This window comes from Streptomyces sp. NPDC050448 (assembly GCF_040655295.1).
GTDB lineage: Bacteria > Actinomycetota > Actinomycetes > Streptomycetales > Streptomycetaceae > Streptomyces.
In genome coordinates this window covers 1-16,717 of record NZ_JBFAJR010000036.1, presented here as the reverse complement: position 1 = coordinate 16,717, position 16,717 = coordinate 1, and the positions used below count along the sequence as shown (strand labels likewise).

Genomic DNA, 16,717 nt, shown 5'->3' with positions numbered 1-16,717 from the left:
CCCACAGGTGCTCGGCCCGGCGTACCAGCAGGGGCATCACTTGGCGATGCGGCGTCTGAACGACCTGATTGCGGCCGACGGGCCGGTGGAGTCGGTGATGCTGCCGGTGCGCGACGGGGTAACCATCGCCCGACGCCGCTGACGGGCTGCAGGCACACGCGGTGGCCACGGCCACCATCGCAGCCTCCCTCGCGTTGACCGGTGCTCCAGCCCGGCGGCGGGGTCGCCGGTGATCGCCTCGCGGATGTCCTCACCCGTCAGCGGCTGGTGGGCCCTGCCCTTGGTCCGGATCGGATCGCGGTCGGCCCGGATGACGAGCGCGTCGTACTCGGCCGCGACGTCCTTGCCGTGCAGGACGCACTCCTCGGACGCGGCGCACCAGGCGGTGAAGTGGTTGAGGCCGTTTCGGCGACGGCGGCTTCCTGGACGGTCCGTCCGCGCGGCGAGCCGGTGTCGTCCAGTGCGGTGTCGAGGGCCATCGTGCACAGCCTGCCGGGGTGGAGCGCGGCGTAGCGGACATTACGCTTCTCCGCCGCCGCCATCAGGTCCGGCACTGGCGCCCCTGCATCCCGCGCCGTTCAGCCACCCTCGACAGCATCAGCGCCCGCTGGATCGCCCGATCCCGGGAGTTCCCGGCCGGCAGGGCCGCTGTCAGTGCCGTGTGGCACATTGCATCGCGTGAACGAGAGCATGCATGGAGCGGCGTTGATCGACCAAGTGATCGAACGAGTTCGGCAGGAGGGCTGGCCCACGGCGGACGCGCCGGACATCACCGAACCGGTGCCGCTCGCGCCCGAGGTGATCGACCGGCTGAGGCTGCCCGGCCGGAGGGCGCTGCCACCGAGCCTGCGCCGGTGGCTGGCCTTCGACAGCTCATGGCTCGCCGATGTCGGTTGGTACGAGGACGCGGGGGAGCCCGTGTTCGGTGACCGGGGGCTGGGTGCTACGGCGGAGTGGATGTACGGCTCCGGCGGTGTCATGGTCGACATGTTCGCCGACTTCGAGAAGCTGCTGCCTGCGGTGTGCCTGCCGCTCGTCGGCGGCAGCGACTCGCGCCGTCTGCTCTACCTGGGCGAGCCGGACTCCATGGGCGAGTACCCGGTACTGGTCACCGACATCGACGACCTGCCCTACGTCGCCGTGATGTACCCCGGCCTCGACGTCTACCTCGCCGATCTCGCCGACGTCCTCGACCTGGACTTCGACACCTACACCTCGCTCGCCGACGACCCCGAGTACGGCGCAAGGATGCGCGAGCACGCCGAGAACACCCAACTCGGTTCCGACGGCATTGACTTCCAGGACCTCTACGAGCTCGACCAGTGACCTGAGTCGGATTCCCTGGTAGTTGTCCCGGGTCACCCTGACGTGACCTCTGGTACGCGCCATGGCCTTGGAGCGGCAGGACGATGTGGCGGCGACCGCCGACCCAGGCCGCTGCCGCTCGACGATCTGATCGCCGACCACCTGGCCCCGCACCCCGTCGCCCTCGCCTCCGGCCTCCGCGACCCGCGGGGACGGCCCGCCGCCCCGGGGCTCGCTGCAACGAAGCGGCCTCCCGGGTCCCGCTCGTGACACCCCGGCCGCCACGCCGGTCGACCGGGACCGGCCCACTACGGCTGCTCCACGACCTGCCGGCGGCCGGCGGGCACCTGACCGCCACGTCGGGCACGGCCCGGGCCCGGGCCGAAAGCCCCGACCGCCTCGCCGCCCTGTCGCTGGTCACCTTCTCCGGCAAGATGCCCGCCGCCCCGGACGCACGAGTCCTGCCGTTGCCGCCGAAGCCGACTTCGACGCCGCGCGCAAGGCGCTGCACCGCCGCTGCGCCCTCTTTCCGGAACGGCTGTGTGAAGACCGCCCTCGCCCGACGGCCATGTTGCTGTGACCGGCGGGCGAGGGTGCTGGTGGCGCCTGTGGGCTGGGCGTTCAGAAGGTGATGGTCTGCCCCTCACGTTCGGCTTGTCGCGCGGTGTAGGCGACGCCGTGGACTTTGAGGCCGTCCGGGTCGAGGAGAGTGATCGTGCCGCCTTGGTTGTCGAGGTGGAATCCGTTGCCGCCCTGGACGGTGAGCGTGGTGCCGGGCTGGAGCAGGCCGGCGGGGAGCGGGAGGGTCTGCTGGTTGCCGTCGGCGAGGCGCCAGCCCTGGAGGTTGACCGGCGCGGGAGAAGTATTGAGCACAATGACGGTTTCGGCTTCGGCCGCCGGGCCGGTGGGGTTGACCAGTGCGGCCATGATCCGCAGGGGTTCCTCGCGGTCCACGGAGCGGGGAGGTGCGGTGTCGATGGGGTGGCCGGTGGTGTCGTCGGTGTGCCAAGACTGGGACTGGAAGGCCAGGAAGACCGCGACCCAGCGGTTTTCGGCGGGTAGGTGCACGAGCAGAGCGCCGTCCTGCCAGATTCCGTTGTCGGAGCGGAACCGCCCGCTGTTGCCCTGGTTCAGGTGGATGTCGTGGACGCCGTTGCCGGGCCGGAACCCGAACACCTTGTCGGGGATGCTCGCCTCAGGGCCAAAACGCTGCCCGAAGAGATACAGGGCTGCGGTGGGGTCGGCAATGGCCCGCTGTACATAGTGGTCGAGCAGGTCGGCCAGGTCGTTGTCGGCGCCCTCGAGATCGGGCGGAAGCAGTCGCATCAAGGCCGGGTCGAACAGGTTGCCGCGGATGAAGTCGAGGCTCGCCTCCCCCGGCTGCGACGCCAGGGCCGTCCATCCACTGCCGGCTGGCGGGAGCAGCTCGGTCACGGGGTGGCGGAAATCGTCGTCGGCCAGATACAGCAGCTCCGAGGGTGCCTGCTGCGACTCGACGTTGACGGCGGCCCGGTAGTGGGTGCCGGCATTGTCGGTGAGGTGGATCTGGTAGTGCGGGGTGTCGCTGGATCCCTCCCGGCGCCGGTCGACGGCGCGGGCAGCCAGCACACCGTAATTTTTCAGCGGCATGGGTCATCCTCTGGATGCGGTCGGAGCGGCACGGCCGGAGTGTGGTCGTGCCGTCGGGGAAGCTTGGTGCGGGATGTGCCCGCCGCGGTAGCGGAGCAGCGACCGCTGAGGCCGGCTGGCCGACGCAAGTCCCGTGCTGGACATGGGTAGGCAGTGACCCGACCGGCAGCAGCCGTCGTGGCCGCGGTCGGCTCGTCGTTGAGGTCGCCGAGCACAGAGACAGCGCGGGCCTCGCCGTCACCGGCCGGGATCCCATCGGCCAGGGCTCGTACCGTGACGGCCTCGGCGCCGCGCAGCGACAGGACGTAGGCGCCGTAGCGGGCTCGTTCGGCTTCGTCTCGACGGCTGAGCCGACCGTCGGGGAAGGACAGGGGCTTGGATTTCAGATGGCACACCGCGATGTCCAGGGGGTGAGCGGAGGCGGGTTCGGCACGGGCCGCGAGGGCGCCGCGTCCCCTGGGGCCGGTCGGCTCGTTGTGGTCGCCGGCCTGGACAGGAGCCGGCAGGTCGGGGAAGTCGGTGATGTCCCCCGGCAGGGTCAGCGGCAGGCGGCTGAGGAAGCCCGCCCGGATCCCACGCGTGTCCGGATGCGCGGACGAGGCGGTACGCCGGGGGCCCGTCGAGGATGTCGGCCAGATCGGCCGGCGCCGACGGATCGCCGACCTCCTGCACCCCGGGCAAGTCGGGGCCGAGCCGGGTGGCCGTGCCGGCCAGGGCCTTGAGCCGCGCCGCGTACGCGTACGCGCCCTCATCCTCGCCCTCGCCCTCGCCCTCGGGCCCGAAGCGGATACCGGGCCGGCAGAGGCTCTCCGATTCCAGGCTCCGATGACCGCCATGTCCACCCTCGTCGCTCGCGGCGGCAGCCCTGCCAACTGCCGGTCCTCTTCACCGTTATCCCCAGACCGCGGCCGGACGGGAACCGAAGCGCCCAATGTTCACCCGCCTTGCCCTGCGGCCCCCTCACCAGTAGGGAGAGGCACCGCTGACCAAGGCGCCGGGACGGTCCGTGAGGTGGGCACGGATCCGGCCCCTGGCCGATCAGGTCAGCCTGACCAGGATCCGAGCCGCCTCTCCGGACGCGAAATCGGGCAGGAATCGCGGGATCCGCTCTGCGAGTTCCACCCACGAGACCGGGACGGACACCAGGCCCGTCACCGCTCACCCGGGCGCAGGACGCGAACCCGGCGGGCAGGCGGCGCCCTCGCCGCCCCCATGGCCTCCCGGTCCTCCCACCCGCTGCGTGCGGTGCTCGCCGCACCACCGCTCGGCCCACTCGCGCCCCTGCGGCACCGTCAGGTCGTGCATCCGGCCCACGGCCGCCCCGTAGTCCTCCGTCACCCCGACCGCGATCCACCCGGTGCCGTCCCGCTCCTTTGGGCCTCAGAGGCCGGCGCGGGCAGCCAGGGCGCGTAGGAAGCGCACGTACGGCGACCAGCGCGCCGGGAGGGCCACCCTGCCCGTGGTGGCGAGCTCGGCGCGGTCGAGGCCGTCCTCCAGGCAGGCGTCGTGCAGCGGCCGCCAGGCCAGCGGCCAGGTGATGCGAGCCAGGCCGCTGGTGGACATGGAGAGGGTGTGCTGCAACCGCGTGCGGTCCGGACCGGCGGGCAGCACGGCCAGCTCATGGAAGCCGTGGAACCCGCGTGGCCCCGTGAACTCGAAGCGGATCCAGCGCCCGGGCGCGTACCCGGCCACGGTGTAGCGCACTGGTCCGTGGCCCCCCGTCGCACCGGGCCCCAGCGCCCTGTCGAACTCCATCGGCGACCAGTCCCGTCCGGGCCACAGCCGGTCGTCATCCCCGCTCGCCAGGGTGTCGATGAGCGCGCCCACCTCGCTCTCCTTGGCGGGCAGCAGTCGCTCGTGCACGTTGTGGACGCCCATGCGCCCTCCCCTCATCAGTATTAGAGACCTCTCTCCAATAAATTGGAGAGTACTCTCTGATTCATGGCACGACCACCCCGCTTCGACACCGGCCAACTCCTCGACGCCGCCGTCCGCCTCGCCGCCGCCGATGGACCGGCGGCCGTGACCATGTCGGCGGTCGCCCTGGCCGTCGGCGCGCCCAGCGGCTCGGTCTACTACCGCTTCGCCGGGCGCACGGCGCTACTCGCCGAGGTGTGGCTGCGGACCGTGGAGCGGTTCCAGCAGGGCTACCTGGCCGTACTCGACGGCGAGGACGACCCCCGCCGGGCAGCACGCGCCGGCTCCCGGTACGTGGTGGGCTGGAGCCGGGAGAGCCCGGAGGAAGCCGCCCTGCTCCTCTACGGCGCCACCGACTTCGGCCGCGCCGACTGGTCCGAGGAGCACACGGCGCGCGCCGACTCCGGCAATGATCGGGTCTTCGCCGCCCTGGGCGGCCTCGCCGACGCCCTGGGCGCCACGGACGAGCAGGACCGGGACCGGGTCACCTTGGCCCTGGTCGACCTGCCCCTCTCCGTGGTCCGACGCCACGTGCGCGCGGGCATGCCCCTACCACCGCACGCCGAGGACCTCGCCGAGGAGTGCACGGCGGCCCTCCTGGGCTAGGGCCGGTTCCGACGTGCGGCATGCGGCGTGATGCATGCGCGGCTTGCGGCTTGCGGCTTGCGGCTTGCGGCTTGCGGCTTGCGATCCAGGCCTGCCGCAAGCGCCGCGATCACGAGGCCCCGGGTCAGCCGGCCAACGGGCCGCGCGCAGGGGCGCACTGCGGCCGCGGGGCAAGCGGTCCTGGACGAGGGCAATCATGTGCGGGACAACGCTTGGCCCTTCATCCGGATCAGGGCGGCACCCGGCGGGGCCGACGGATCCGCGGCCGGCGTGACACAGGTCACGGGAACCCAGCCGGGGTTGCCGGACAGCCGACAGGAGTGACGACAGAAATGCGAACCCGGGTGCGGTCCGGGGATCCGGACGCCTATGCGGAGCTGTTCGACAGCTACGCCCGCACCCTCTACAACCATGCCTTCCGGATGACCGGCGACTGGGCCGTCGCGGAGGATGTCATGTCGGCGGCCTTCCTGGAAGCCTGGCGGCTGCGCGGCACGGTCGACCCCGAGGGCGGATCGCTCCGGCCCTGGCTTTTGGGCATCACCACCAACCTCGCCCGCAACCACTGCCGCAGCAACCGGCGCTACCGCGCCGTTGCTGCCGCCACCGCGGCGGCAGCGGGTGCCGCATCCGTGCCCGATCACGCCGACGAGGTGGCCGGCCGACTGGACGACCGGCAGCAGATCGCGGCCACGCTGGCGCAGTTGAGTGCGCTGCGCGGGCCCGAGCGCGAAGTCCTTCTGCTGTGCCTTGGTGAGGGCCTGGAGTACGCAGAAGCCGCCCGGGTGCTCGGCATCCCGGTCGGAACCGTCCGATCCCGGCTGTCCCGGGCCCGTACGAAGCTGCGCAAACTCGCCGAAGCGGAACTGAAGAAAAACAGGCGGGAACTCGCGGCTCGGTCCCGACAGACAAATGGCGACCGCGCGAAGCCGGTCCGGTCCGCACAGGAAGGAATCCGATGAACGCCGACCATTCCCGTCCCCACCCGGCCGACCGGGAGGAGAACTCGCTCCTCCTGCCGTTCACCGAACGGGAACTGCCCGCGGGCCGCCACCAGTTCCACAAGGAGCGCCTGATGGCCCACATCCACGAAGACCTCCGAGCCGCTGGCGCCGACACCGGCACCACCGTCGCCCCGGCCCGTACCGCCAGGTCGCGCAACCCGTTCCTGCGCAGTGCGATCCTCGTGCCCGCCGCGGCCTTCGCGCTGGCCGGCGCGCTCGCCATCGGCTTCCTCCGCTACGTGGACCAGAGCGCCACGGACGGACCCGGCTCCACGGTCGCCACGGGTCCGGTGCTGACCACAAGGATCGGCGCCACCGACCCCCAGGGCACACCGCAGCTCCTGGACCGCATCTCCCTCGCCGCCTCCTCCTCCGGCCCGGCGGTACGCGCGGACCAGTTCGTCTACATCGGAAGCAAGACGGCCACCACCTACGTGAAGACCGTCAACGACAAGCACACCCTGGTCAGCGAAGAACTGCACATGCGCCACCAGTGGAACTCCCCGGACGGCACCAAGGGCTGGCTGATCGAGCCCGGCAACACCGGCCCGGAAGGCGTGACCCTGGAGGGGACCGACGAAAAGGGCCAGACCCCGACGGCGAACCTCAACGCGCCCAGCTACAACTATCTCGCCGCCCTGCCCACCGACCCCGACGTACTGCTGGCGCGGATCTACCAGGAGACCAGGGGCCACGGCAACAGCCCCGACCAGCAGGCCTTCACCACGATCGGCGACCTGCTGCGCGGCAGCTACCCCCCGGCCGAACTCACGGCCGCGCTCTACAGGGCCGCGGCGAAGATCCCCGGCGTGGTGACGGTGGACGACGCGGTCGACGCCGCCGGCCGCCACGGACTCGCCGTCGCCCGCCTGGACGAGCAGTCCGGCCGGCGCGAAGAGTGGATCTTCGACCGCCAGACCCTCGTGTTCCTCGGCGAGCGCACCGTCCAGGTGCAGGGTGAGTCCGGAGAGCAGGGCCTGATCAAGCCCGGCACAGTCGTGTTCACCAACGCCGTCATGACCCGGACGGTCGTCGACCGGATCAAGGAGAAGCCGACAACGACCGGCTGACCGCCACGCGGGGCACGGAGTCCCACCCGTGCCCTGTGCCCTGTGCCCCGTGCCCTGCGGCCGGCCGACTGCCCGGTCGCTGCGGATCCGCTCCCGGCGACCGGCCACCAGCTCCCCCACGCACAGCCCTGCCCTGACGATGAGCATCGCGGACCTTGTGGGCCGGAGGGCAGCTCCGCACCACCGGGTGGCCCGGTCCTCGGCCGGGACGCCCGGCATCTGTTCGGCCTGCGGACCTTCGGGCCGGTGTCCTTCGCCTTCGCCGGCCGGACTCCCCCGCTCGGGTCAGGACGGGACTGCCGCCAGTCGGGGCCGAGGGCGCGGGCGAGGTGGGCGAGCGATGGGCAGGGTGGGGGCGGAGTCCGCACGGAGCCCTTCGTACGCCGACCGGGCGGACCGATCCATCCCGCGACGCAGGCCTTCGACATGCGGCTGCCGACACGGCTGGGGTGGCTGCGTTGATGCGGGCGATCCGGTGAGCTCGGCGGGCCCATACGCAAAGACGCTCGGCCGGGAAAGTCCGGCCGAGCGTTTTCGTGCGTCTGCTACCGCTGGTGGCTTAGTACCAGTGGTGGGTCTGCCAGAAGTTCCAGGCACCGACCGGGCTGCCGTAGCGGGAGTTCATGTAGTCCAGGCCCCACTTGATCTGGGTGGCCGGGTTGGTCTTCCAGTCCGCACCCGCCGAGGCCATCTTCGAGCCCGGCAGGGCCTGGACCAGGCCGTACGCGCCCGAGGAGGAGTTCGTGGCCGTGTGGTTCCAGCCGCTCTCACGGGAAACGATGTTGTTGAAGGCCGCGAACTGCGCCGGGTCCTTGATCATCTGCTGGGCGATCGCCTTGGCGCTCGTCGGGGCCGCCTGAGCGGGAACCGTGGCGAGCACGGAGCCGGCGACGCCGAGGGCGACGACGGCACCCGTGAGGGTCTTCTTCGAAGCGGCGATGCGGCGGATGACAGCGTTGGACACGGAGGAACCTTCCGAAGGGAACAAGGACGGTCGCTGCATGCCGAAGACATGCGTGAGCCACTCACGCGGTGGAGAGGGATTCACCAGCGGCGGGTAAGCACCCGTGCCGCCTGGCGACTCATCCAGTTCTACCGGCGCCCCGACCCCCTGGCAACGACCCCTCCTACTAGGGGCCCCCACAGTCGGCACCGGCGACCCTCCGGCGGCCCCGGAGGGATCCGTGCAGGTGGGAGCGCCGCCAGGAAGCAGTGTCGGACCCCTGAAAGCTACTATCCCGATTCGTATGTGACGTGGGCCCTATGGGGCGGCTCACCTCCAGGGCACCCGAATCTCACCGAGAGTCATCGGTCGTACCCCTCCAAGAGGCACGGCCGGATGCCGGATGGCCCGGGTATCGAAGGAAAACCGGTCGGTCGACGCACGGTCCTGGTCATCGCCCGGCCCGTCCGGATCGGCCACGAGGCCTTGCGCGGCTTACCGGCTCACCGCGGGTTCTCGTTGAGTTCGGACCGCTCGGCATCCACCCCACCACGGGCTCCCGCCGGGCCGAGCGCGGCCGCCCCCCACCGGCTGCCGGGCCCTTCCGCCGAACCCACGGGACCGCCTGCTCCACGGCTGCTACTCCGCCGGCGACGACCAGATGAAGGGCGTCGACCGCACCCGTGCGGCCTCGGGAACGATCCGGGCACCCACCCGGACGGCGCCCCGATCCACGTGATCCTCGACAGCCTCTGCGCCCAGACGAACTGGACGGCCTGCGCACCGCCTGCGCTGCAGAACGCGCCGGCCAATAAGCAGCCGAAGGGGCCGGGCGCCCCATTGACCAGCGGGAACTGCTCGTAGCACGGATCGAGGAACTGCTGGAGGCCCACACGGGGCGCAGCCCCGCTGCCGTACCCAAGCACGCTGAACGCACCGCCGTCGCCGTACGGCCGATAGTTCCGGTCGCGGACATCGGCTAGGGGGCACAGGCGTGTGCCCCTGCGCTCTACCGGTGGGTAGGCCGTCTGAGAAAATGCGCGACAACTCTCCTGAGAAGGGGCAGGGTTGTCCTATGTTGGATCACATCGCCATCCCGGTGCACGACATCGCAGCCAGTGCCGCCTTTTATGACGCCGTACTCGCTCCGCTAGGTGGCGAGCGCAAGAAGCGATTCGGCGAGAACATCAGCTTCGGGGTCACCGGCCACCCGTTGTGGCTGGTCCCCGCCACCGACCCCGCGCCTGCGCGCGAACTGCACATCGCATTCGCCGCGGCCGACCGCGCCGCCGTGGACGCCTTCTACGCAGCGGCCCTCGAGGTAGGTGCCGAAGGCCTGCACTCGCCCCGGCTCTGGCCGGAGTACCACGAGTCCTACTACGGAGCCTTTGTCCGCGATCCCGACGGGAACAACATCGAGGCCGTCTGCCATCGGCCCTGAGGACTGCGCGGTGGTCGCCGGCGGAGCCACATCCGATTCGACGCGAGGTTGACTGCGCCACGGGAGATGGAGGCCCGCTTGTCAAAGTGCATGGCGACTGTTCGTTGGGCCTTGATGGACTCGGCTCCCCCGGCCACAAGGGGTCCCGACATGACGTGAGCCTCTACCAGCGCAGCGTCGCCTGGCTGGTCACCCGGACTGCTCCTGACCGGACACCACCGCCGAATCCTCAGGGCCACCGGCAACTGCGGCCGCTTGAGGCAACGGGCCCCGTCGCCACAGCACCTGCGGCGCCGCAGCGCGGCCAGGGCGGCCCTGGACCCAGGGCCGTGGGCAGGGCGGCCTTCGCCACGATCAGCCAGGGCATGGGAGCGCCTGACGTCGTGTTGGAGCCAGGGTCGCACCGGCCGCCCTCAGGCTCGCGCATATGAGCCCGCGACCAATTCCTTACCGGCCATCTCCAAGATCTCCGACGGAGTTCAGACTCAGAACCGATCATGAATCCGCTCTTGATGGGGTGGCACCTCCGACCACGGAGCGGGCCGGTCGGGGCGATCTTGCGGAGCTGGCGGAATTGCCGAATCCGATGGGCAGGACTTTCGACATCCACTTGTGGAGATCCCCGGAAGAAACCCCGTTCTGGCGTTCTGAGCGTTTACTGTGATTCGGCAGAGATCCACACGGAGGAACGGGGAGGAAACCCATGAAGACTCCTGGAAAACTGATGGGCTTAGCCGCCGCATCGGCGATGCTCATAGGCGGTGCCGTGGCGACTTCCGGCACTGCCGTAGCCGCCCAGCAGCCGGAGATTTACAGCGCGACCTACACAGTGTCCAGCACCGTTCAGCCCCCGGCTTCGCTGCGCGGGCCGAACGGCGAGAAGCCCACCGAGTGGGGCGTCATCGCCATTCCGATCAACGCAAAATCAATGTCCCCCATGGGTAGCAAGAGCGTCGGTGGCGGTACGTGGAACTACGGCACCACTGTCGAATGGAACGGCAAGGGGTGCTACTCGAACTACATCCACCGGACCAAGAAGCACTCGGCCACTGTCGCAATCGCGGGCGGGACCGACAAGGACATTCAGAACGCCGACATCTGGGCCAAGGCCTGGCTCGTGGGCGGCGGGGCCTACACCTGCTACACGTACTGGGGCACCTACTGAGCCCTCAGGCCGGCCACTCGTCGCTGACGGTCGAAGGCTGAGCTGACTGAACGTCACGATTGTTTCATTCTTGCGCAGTTGGCTAGGATGAAGCGAGTGGAACCACTGCTGGAGCCTTGGCCGCTCGAATCTTCGGATCCGCGGCCGGGGCTTCGGCCTTGGGTTCACTCGCACGCTGTCGGGTTGCGTCCGAGCGTTCCTCAGGTCGAGGTGTGATCGTTCATGCGTTCTTCCTTTCTCTCTTCGGTGACGGTCGCCGTGGCCGGCATTGCCGTCGGTGTGAGCGGCCCCTTGCTCCTGGCGACATCCAGTGCGGTTGGGGAGGTCGCACATCTGACGCTCAGTGCCGGTTGGAGCTGGGCAGCCCTGTCCTTCCTGTCCGGCACGATCGGGAGGACCAAAGCAAAATCCGCCGCGTTCGGCGTGATCTCACTCCTCTTCGCCGTGGTCTCCTATTATCTGACCAAGGCGGTTCAGGGAGATTTCCTACAGGCCGATCTCGCCGACCACACGGGGCAGACGATGATCATGGCATGGGGCGACTTCTTGTCGATGACCGCCCTGTGGTGTTTCGCTGGAGCTGTACTTGGGCCGCTTTTGGGGATCGCCGGCCACCTCTCGCGAAATGGTGCCTACCAGCTGCCTTTTCGGGTGGTGGTTCCCCTCATAGTCATTGTCGAGACCACGATGCGCCTGGGCGCCGAGGCGTCGATGCAAAAGGGAATCGTCGCCACGACGTGGAGTGCGACGCGTGTCCTGGCCGTGGTCGCCATCATCGCCCTGGTGGGCTGGGCTGCACTCGGGAACTGGCGCAGGCGATCTGCCGACGGGGCATCTCGGTTGGCGGGTCGGCGTTAACGATTCAATTCGTTCAGCACGATATTGCGGGATGCCAGTGGTGTGACGACGAAGCTCGTTGCCCGGCCGAGGCTCGCTCGCCCACAGGTCACCGGCCTCCGAGTCGCTGGAAGAAGCCGGCCGGATTGCGAAACCTTGCCGCAACCCGGGTCCAGCGGCCGATCTCCTGGTCGGCGGCCCGCGCGGCCCGCGCGGCCAGCACGCCCGTGGCACGGCCGGGGCCGCCTCCGCCAGCACCTCGGCGGCGTGCAGGCGGTCCCGTTCGTGCGGCCTGCGGTCCGCGGCCGGTGCCGCGAGGAGGCCGGCGGCACGCCCGCCCAAGCAACCGTACTCAGCAGCGCGGGAAGCAGTGTCGCCTTGGCCTCCGCGCGGTCATTCGGCGACGGTGGCGGGCGCGTCGTCCCAGGCCAGCGAGGACATCCTCCACCCTGCCGGGGTCCGGACGAACTGGGTGGTCTTCTGGCCGGAGCCCTCGAACCACTCGCCTTGATGGAAGCCGGACTTGCGGTATTCGCTGAACCGGTGCGCGATCGATCCGAAGATCTCGGTCCGCGCGGCGACCTCCCATTCGGAGAACTCCGTCAGGGTCCCGTCGGTGAGCATCCTCTGCCGGGGCTCGATGAACGCGTCGAGGTCGTAGATCACGGGCTCGTCCCCGACGTTCGCGATGATCCTCCCCTGCGGAATGAAGACGTCACGGATGACCCCGAGGTCCGGCCGGCGGTCGCCGGTGTTGGTGAAGGCGCCGATGAACACGCTCATCAGCCGGTCGAGCTCGGCCTGGACGTCAGACCCGGACGCCTTTCCGAGGGACGGCCATTCTTCGGAAAGGACCGACCAGACCTCACTGTCGTACCGCACACCTCGGTACGAAGAACGCTGCCGCAGCACGCCGTCGCGGGTCATACCCAGCCGACGGGCGACGTCGACGCTGCGGGTGTTGCCCGCGGCGACCCACCATTCGACGCGGCTCATCCCGCGTTTCCGGAAGGCCCAGTCGATCAACACCCGGGAGGCCCGGGTCACCAGGCCCCGTCCCTCCCCGGCCTGCTCCAGCCAACAGCCGATCTCACACACCCCGGAGTCGCTGTCGAAGCGGGTGAACATGACGCCGCCGACCAGCGTGCCGTCCAGCCAGATCCCGTAGATCCGGCCGGTGTCCTGGGCCAGACGGTCGGCGTAGCGTTGGAGCGTAGCGGTGGCCGAGTCAAGGTCGGTGCTGAACGTCGCCCAGGGTATCCAAGGGTCCACGGAGACCCGGGCGCGGTCGATATGGGCGAGGAACTCCTGTGCCTGCCAGGGCTCCAAGGGACGGAGTTGGGCGTGATCGTCGAGCGTCAGGGTGAACACGGGAGCCTCACTCTCTGGATGCATAACAAGCGTTCGGTACGTAAGCTAGCAGCATGCCGCCCGCACCTGGAGACCGTGAAGCCCGCCGCAAGGACGTATCCGAGGCGGTGTGGCACGTCCTCGCCGACAAGGGGTTCGGTGGGCTGACCCTGCGTGCCGTCGCCGCTGCGATGGACGTCTCGACCGGGATGCTCATGCACTACTTCCCGACGAAACGGGCCCTGATCGCACATGCCTTGGACCTGCTGGAGAAGCGCACCGCGGAAAGGCCTCGCCGCGCGCGTCCCGCCGCAGGCCTCGCCACCGTGCGCGCCATGCTCTTGGACATCCTGCCGCTGACCCCGGGCGACACCGCCCGCAACCGCATCTGGGTCAGCTCCTGGGACCTCTCCCTCGCCGACGACGGGCTGGCCACGGAACAGGCCGACCGCTACACCCGGCTGCGCTCGACGATCCGCCCACACCTCGAAGCCGCACACGACCTCGGCCAGCTCCCCGCAGACGCCGACCCCGAACAACTCGCCGCCACCGCCGTCGCCTTCACCCACGGACTCGTCGTGCAGGCCCTCTTCGACCCCCGCCGATTCCCCAAGGCCGTACAAATCACCATGCTCGACGACTTCCTCGCCTCGACCACGCTGCCCCGTTCCAACGGCCGCGACAGCTGACCGGCCCCTGGTGCCGGCAAACGGTCCCACTGATCCGAGGTTCCCCTGCCTCCCAGAACCGTGGACCTTGAACGACTTCGGCTTCGACCTCGACTTCGCAGCCCGGCCATCCCGGCTCGAGGAACCACCCGCGGGCGACATCCCGCCACGCCGCATCGACGGGCAGCAGGACCGCCGCCCTTCCTCGTGCCGCGTGAACCCGAAATCAGCTGGCGTCCCCCCAGGTCAGGGCGGTTACTGTTCGAGGGTGATGACGTCCGCGGGAATGAAGCCGGGATGGGAGGCCGCGCGCCTGCTCGCCGCGGCCGACTGTTGTGAGATTGAGCCCGGATTGACCGATGCCGAGTTCCGCCGCATCGAGGAGGAGTACGGCTTCGAGTTCGCCGACGACCATCGGGCCTTTCTGGCTACGGGGCTGCCGGTGAGGCAGCCGCCAGAGGAGGGGGCCACGTGGGCGAGCCCATGGCCCGACTGGCGCCATGGCGACCCGGCGAAAATCCGGGAACACCTTGAATGGCCGGTCGAAGGCGTCCTTCAGGCCGTTGAGCACGGCTACTGGCATCCGACGTGGCGGCAGCGACCTGCCGATTCCGGTGAGGCACTCCACGAAGCCATGTCGATGTTGGACCGGGTGCCGAAGCTCGTTCCCGTGTACGCGCATCGGTTCCTGCCCGCCGGCCACGGGGCGCACGGTCACCCCGTCCTGTCGGTCTGGGGCACCGACATCGTCTACTACGGTGCTGACCTGGCCGACTACATCAACCATGAGTTCGACGATTTCAGCGCGCACACCCCTGACGATTGGAACCCGAGAGCGACCGTCGCGTTCTGGCAGGACTTCCTCTCGTAGCTCCTCCGAGCCGGCAAGCGTGGGCCCGGGCGGATCCGTCAGCATGGTCTGGCGATGACGGGCATACCGAGGTCGGCGGGACCGCGTTCTCCGGGTTCAGCGAGTGTGGCGGCCCCGGGCTCCCTACGTCTCCAAAGTGGTTCCAGGAGCACGGAACCGGGCAGCGCCGCGGCCATGTCGTAGGCGCAGGCCCCGGGCCGCGCCCAGATGAACCAGTTGCCGCCGGCGGTCGTGCTCCCCGCTCGCCGTCGCCCTCGCCCTGTCCGACGGCATCGACGGCCTGCACCCGATCAACTTTCACGAACCGTTCCGTGACGGTGCGGCCGACCTCACCGACCCGGCACGCCGCCGGCCGCGTGCAGCCGGTCGACTGTCGCCCCGTCCTCGGCGGTAATGGCGTTCGCACCGTCGTCAGGGCGTCGGCCGCGTCGTCGACCAGGTCCGCGGGCTCCCGGAGCCTGCGCTGCCAGGCGCCCACGCAGTCGTTGCCTGCCGACTCGGCCACCCACCGGCGTGGCTCCGGCCCACGGCTCGACCCTTCCCATGGCGACGCCCGGACTACCCTGTTCGCCCCCGGTCACCTCCCTCGCGGACGAGAAGTGGGGCTGACCCGACCCCGCTGTCACGTCGGGCCGGCAGTGCGGGCGCGCGGGTACTCCCTCGGCCAGCGCCTGGCGCGCCTCGTCAGTGAGCAGGGCCGTGCAGCGCTTTCGTGCATCCCAGCATGTCCCGGCGTGGACACCGACCGGGATCCGGTCCGCTCCGATGCCGCTGCCCGATCAGCCATGCGGCGGATCGGGCAGCGGCCGGCGCCGCGCGGCGAGGGCTTCGCGTTCCTCCGCGGTGTTCAATGCACGCCGGTGACACCTGCTGACCACTGTCGTGAGCCACATGGGTGCGTGAGGTCAGTTGTGTCCGGTGTTCGAGAGAGCAGCATGCTAGAGATGTAGAGAAATCGGCATGAAACAGGAGGTATGTGATGATGCGTGCACGTCTTCTCCGTATGGTGGCCGTCATGGGCACTGCTGCGGTCATGACCCTCGGCGGAGCCGCCATGGCAAGCGCCGACGGAGTTGGCAACTCCGGTATCGGCAACTCGGGTGTCGGCAACTCCGGACTCGGCAACCGGGGGGTGGGCAACTCCGGACTCGGCAACTGGGGGGTGGGCAACTCCGGACTCCGCAACTGGGGGGTGGGCAACTCGGGACTCCGCAACTGGGGGGTGGGCAGCTCGGGACTCGGCAACTGGGGGGTGGGCAGCTCGGGACTCGGCAACTCGGGTGTGGGTAACTCGGGAATCGGCAACTCGGGTGTGGGCAACTCGGGAATCGGCAACTGAGCCGACTGGGCGGACGCCGTCTCACGAGTGAGGTGGCGGTGGAAGATGAGCACCCCGCCTCTCTGACGAGGGCATGGGCGACACCAGCCTTCTGGTGTCCCAGGGTCGCCGTCTCAACGAGCGGACTGGGGCGCTGCAGGGTGCGTGTCAAGGCCCCGACGGCGGGTCGCGGGCGCTCGTGAAGAAGGCCTTGTGGTCGGCGCAAGGGGACAATCAGCTGCTCGATCCCTAGATTACGGCGCTCTTGCGGCGACCGGCCAAGGAGGTGGAGTTCACCCCCGCCCCGTAGGTAGGGCCCAGGGGGCGGGGGCCGTCATGGGGTGAGGGGTGGTGGCGGCCCTTCGCCGCGCCTTTCCCGAGGGCGGGCGCACAGAGCCCCTGTTGGGCAACGACCCGACAGGGCTCCGGTGCGCGATCGGAGGCTGGGTGTGGTGGGTGTCCGTGGGAATCGGCCCTAGGGGGTGTCCGGCGGATCAGGGCCGGGCCCGGGCCTCCCCCAGACTCCGTCCGGGGGGACCCCCAGGCACCGCGCCTTGCCGCGTTGTCGTCGGTCGCCAATATCCCCCAGCTAC

General features: G+C 69.8%; 17 protein-coding genes. 12 read left to right on the top strand and 5 right to left on the bottom strand.

Annotation, left to right across the window (positions count from 1 at the left end):
- The first annotated feature begins 7 nt into the window (after positions 1-7).
- From AB0I68_RS31005 to AB0I68_RS30995, 3 genes are all read left to right on the top strand, one after another.
- A complete protein-coding gene (locus AB0I68_RS31005; protein WP_363180684.1) occupies positions 8-142 on the top strand; it encodes a hypothetical protein in 135 nt (44 codons plus the stop codon).
- A gap of 59 nt (positions 143-201) precedes the next feature.
- Positions 202-513 (top strand): hypothetical protein, encoded by a 312-nt coding sequence (locus AB0I68_RS31000; protein ID WP_363180683.1) that lies wholly within the window; start codon positions 202-204, stop codon positions 511-513.
- A 165-nt stretch (positions 514-678) separates the two neighbouring features.
- Positions 679-1,326 (top strand): hypothetical protein, encoded by a 648-nt coding sequence (locus AB0I68_RS30995; protein ID WP_363180682.1) that lies wholly within the window; start codon positions 679-681, stop codon positions 1,324-1,326.
- Between the two features lie 600 nt (positions 1,327-1,926).
- Here the strand turns inward: AB0I68_RS30995 and AB0I68_RS30990 are convergent.
- Together AB0I68_RS30990 and AB0I68_RS30985 are read right to left on the bottom strand one after the other, a co-directional pair.
- Positions 1,927-2,934: a DUF2278 family protein gene (locus AB0I68_RS30990; protein WP_363180681.1), complete on the bottom strand. Its 1,008-nt coding sequence runs from the start codon at positions 2,932-2,934 to the stop codon at positions 1,927-1,929.
- 1,380 nt (positions 2,935-4,314) lie between these two features.
- Positions 4,315-4,812: an SRPBCC family protein gene (locus AB0I68_RS30985; RefSeq protein WP_363180680.1), complete on the bottom strand. Its 498-nt coding sequence runs from the start codon at positions 4,810-4,812 to the stop codon at positions 4,315-4,317.
- A 63-nt stretch (positions 4,813-4,875) separates the two neighbouring features.
- Between AB0I68_RS30985 and AB0I68_RS30980 the strand changes: the two genes are divergently transcribed.
- The 3 genes from AB0I68_RS30980 to AB0I68_RS30970 all read left to right on the top strand — a co-directional run bounded on the left by AB0I68_RS30980 (position 4,876) and on the right by AB0I68_RS30970 (position 7,531).
- On the top strand, positions 4,876-5,457 hold the full coding sequence (locus tag AB0I68_RS30980) for a TetR family transcriptional regulator (RefSeq protein WP_363180679.1): 582 nt from the start codon (positions 4,876-4,878) through the stop codon (positions 5,455-5,457).
- Between the two features lie 332 nt (positions 5,458-5,789).
- Positions 5,790-6,419: an RNA polymerase sigma factor gene (locus AB0I68_RS30975; protein ID WP_363180678.1), complete on the top strand. Its 630-nt coding sequence runs from the start codon at positions 5,790-5,792 to the stop codon at positions 6,417-6,419.
- Entirely contained in the window at positions 6,416-7,531 is a 1,116-nt protein-coding gene (locus tag AB0I68_RS30970) for a CU044_5270 family protein (RefSeq protein WP_363180676.1), read from the top strand. Before AB0I68_RS30975 ends, AB0I68_RS30970 begins: the two co-directional genes overlap by 4 nt.
- 559 nt (positions 7,532-8,090) lie before the next feature.
- On the opposite strand, the gene AB0I68_RS30965 is transcribed toward AB0I68_RS30970, so the two are convergent.
- The gene (locus tag AB0I68_RS30965) at positions 8,091-8,534 is read right to left on the bottom strand and encodes a transglycosylase SLT domain-containing protein (protein ID WP_363180675.1); all 444 of its coding nucleotides are present in this window, start codon (positions 8,532-8,534) and stop codon (positions 8,091-8,093) included.
- Positions 8,535-9,549: 1,015 nt separating this feature from the next.
- Between AB0I68_RS30965 and AB0I68_RS30960 the strand changes: the two genes are divergently transcribed.
- The 3 genes from AB0I68_RS30960 to AB0I68_RS30950 all read left to right on the top strand — a co-directional run bounded on the left by AB0I68_RS30960 (position 9,550) and on the right by AB0I68_RS30950 (position 11,938).
- Positions 9,550-9,915, top strand: a complete 366-nt coding sequence (locus AB0I68_RS30960) for a VOC family protein (RefSeq protein WP_363180673.1) — start codon at positions 9,550-9,552, stop codon at positions 9,913-9,915.
- Positions 9,916-10,618: 703 nt separating this feature from the next.
- Positions 10,619-11,080, top strand: coding sequence for a lactococcin 972 family bacteriocin (locus tag AB0I68_RS30955; protein ID WP_363180672.1), 462 nt, complete (start codon positions 10,619-10,621; stop codon positions 11,078-11,080).
- Between the two features lie 222 nt (positions 11,081-11,302).
- Complete coding sequence (locus AB0I68_RS30950; RefSeq protein ID WP_363180671.1) at positions 11,303-11,938, top strand: hypothetical protein; 636 nt, start codon at positions 11,303-11,305, stop codon at positions 11,936-11,938.
- A 372-nt stretch (positions 11,939-12,310) separates the two neighbouring features.
- Here AB0I68_RS30950 and AB0I68_RS30945 read toward each other — a convergent pair whose 3' ends face one another.
- A complete protein-coding gene (locus AB0I68_RS30945; RefSeq protein WP_363180670.1) occupies positions 12,311-13,288 on the bottom strand; it encodes a GNAT family protein in 978 nt (325 codons plus the stop codon).
- 53 nt (positions 13,289-13,341) lie between these two features.
- Here AB0I68_RS30945 and AB0I68_RS30940 point away from each other — a divergent pair, with 53 nt between their 5' ends.
- Positions 13,342-13,956 (top strand): TetR/AcrR family transcriptional regulator, encoded by a 615-nt coding sequence (locus AB0I68_RS30940; RefSeq protein WP_363180669.1) that lies wholly within the window; start codon positions 13,342-13,344, stop codon positions 13,954-13,956.
- A gap of 67 nt (positions 13,957-14,023) precedes the next feature.
- Positions 14,024-14,806, top strand: a complete 783-nt coding sequence (locus tag AB0I68_RS30935) for a hypothetical protein (protein WP_363180668.1) — start codon at positions 14,024-14,026, stop codon at positions 14,804-14,806.
- Between the two features lie 329 nt (positions 14,807-15,135).
- Here AB0I68_RS30935 and AB0I68_RS30930 read toward each other — a convergent pair whose 3' ends face one another.
- The gene (locus tag AB0I68_RS30930) at positions 15,136-15,573 is read right to left on the bottom strand and encodes a DUF6233 domain-containing protein (protein WP_363180751.1); all 438 of its coding nucleotides are present in this window, start codon (positions 15,571-15,573) and stop codon (positions 15,136-15,138) included.
- A 248-nt stretch (positions 15,574-15,821) separates the two neighbouring features.
- On the opposite strand from AB0I68_RS30930, the gene AB0I68_RS30925 reads away from it, so the two are divergent.
- Positions 15,822-16,145 carry a hypothetical protein gene (locus AB0I68_RS30925; protein WP_363180667.1) on the top strand — a complete coding sequence of 108 codons (324 nt, stop codon included), beginning with the start codon at positions 15,822-15,824 and terminating at the stop codon, positions 16,143-16,145.
- Positions 16,146-16,717: the final 572 nt, after the last annotated feature.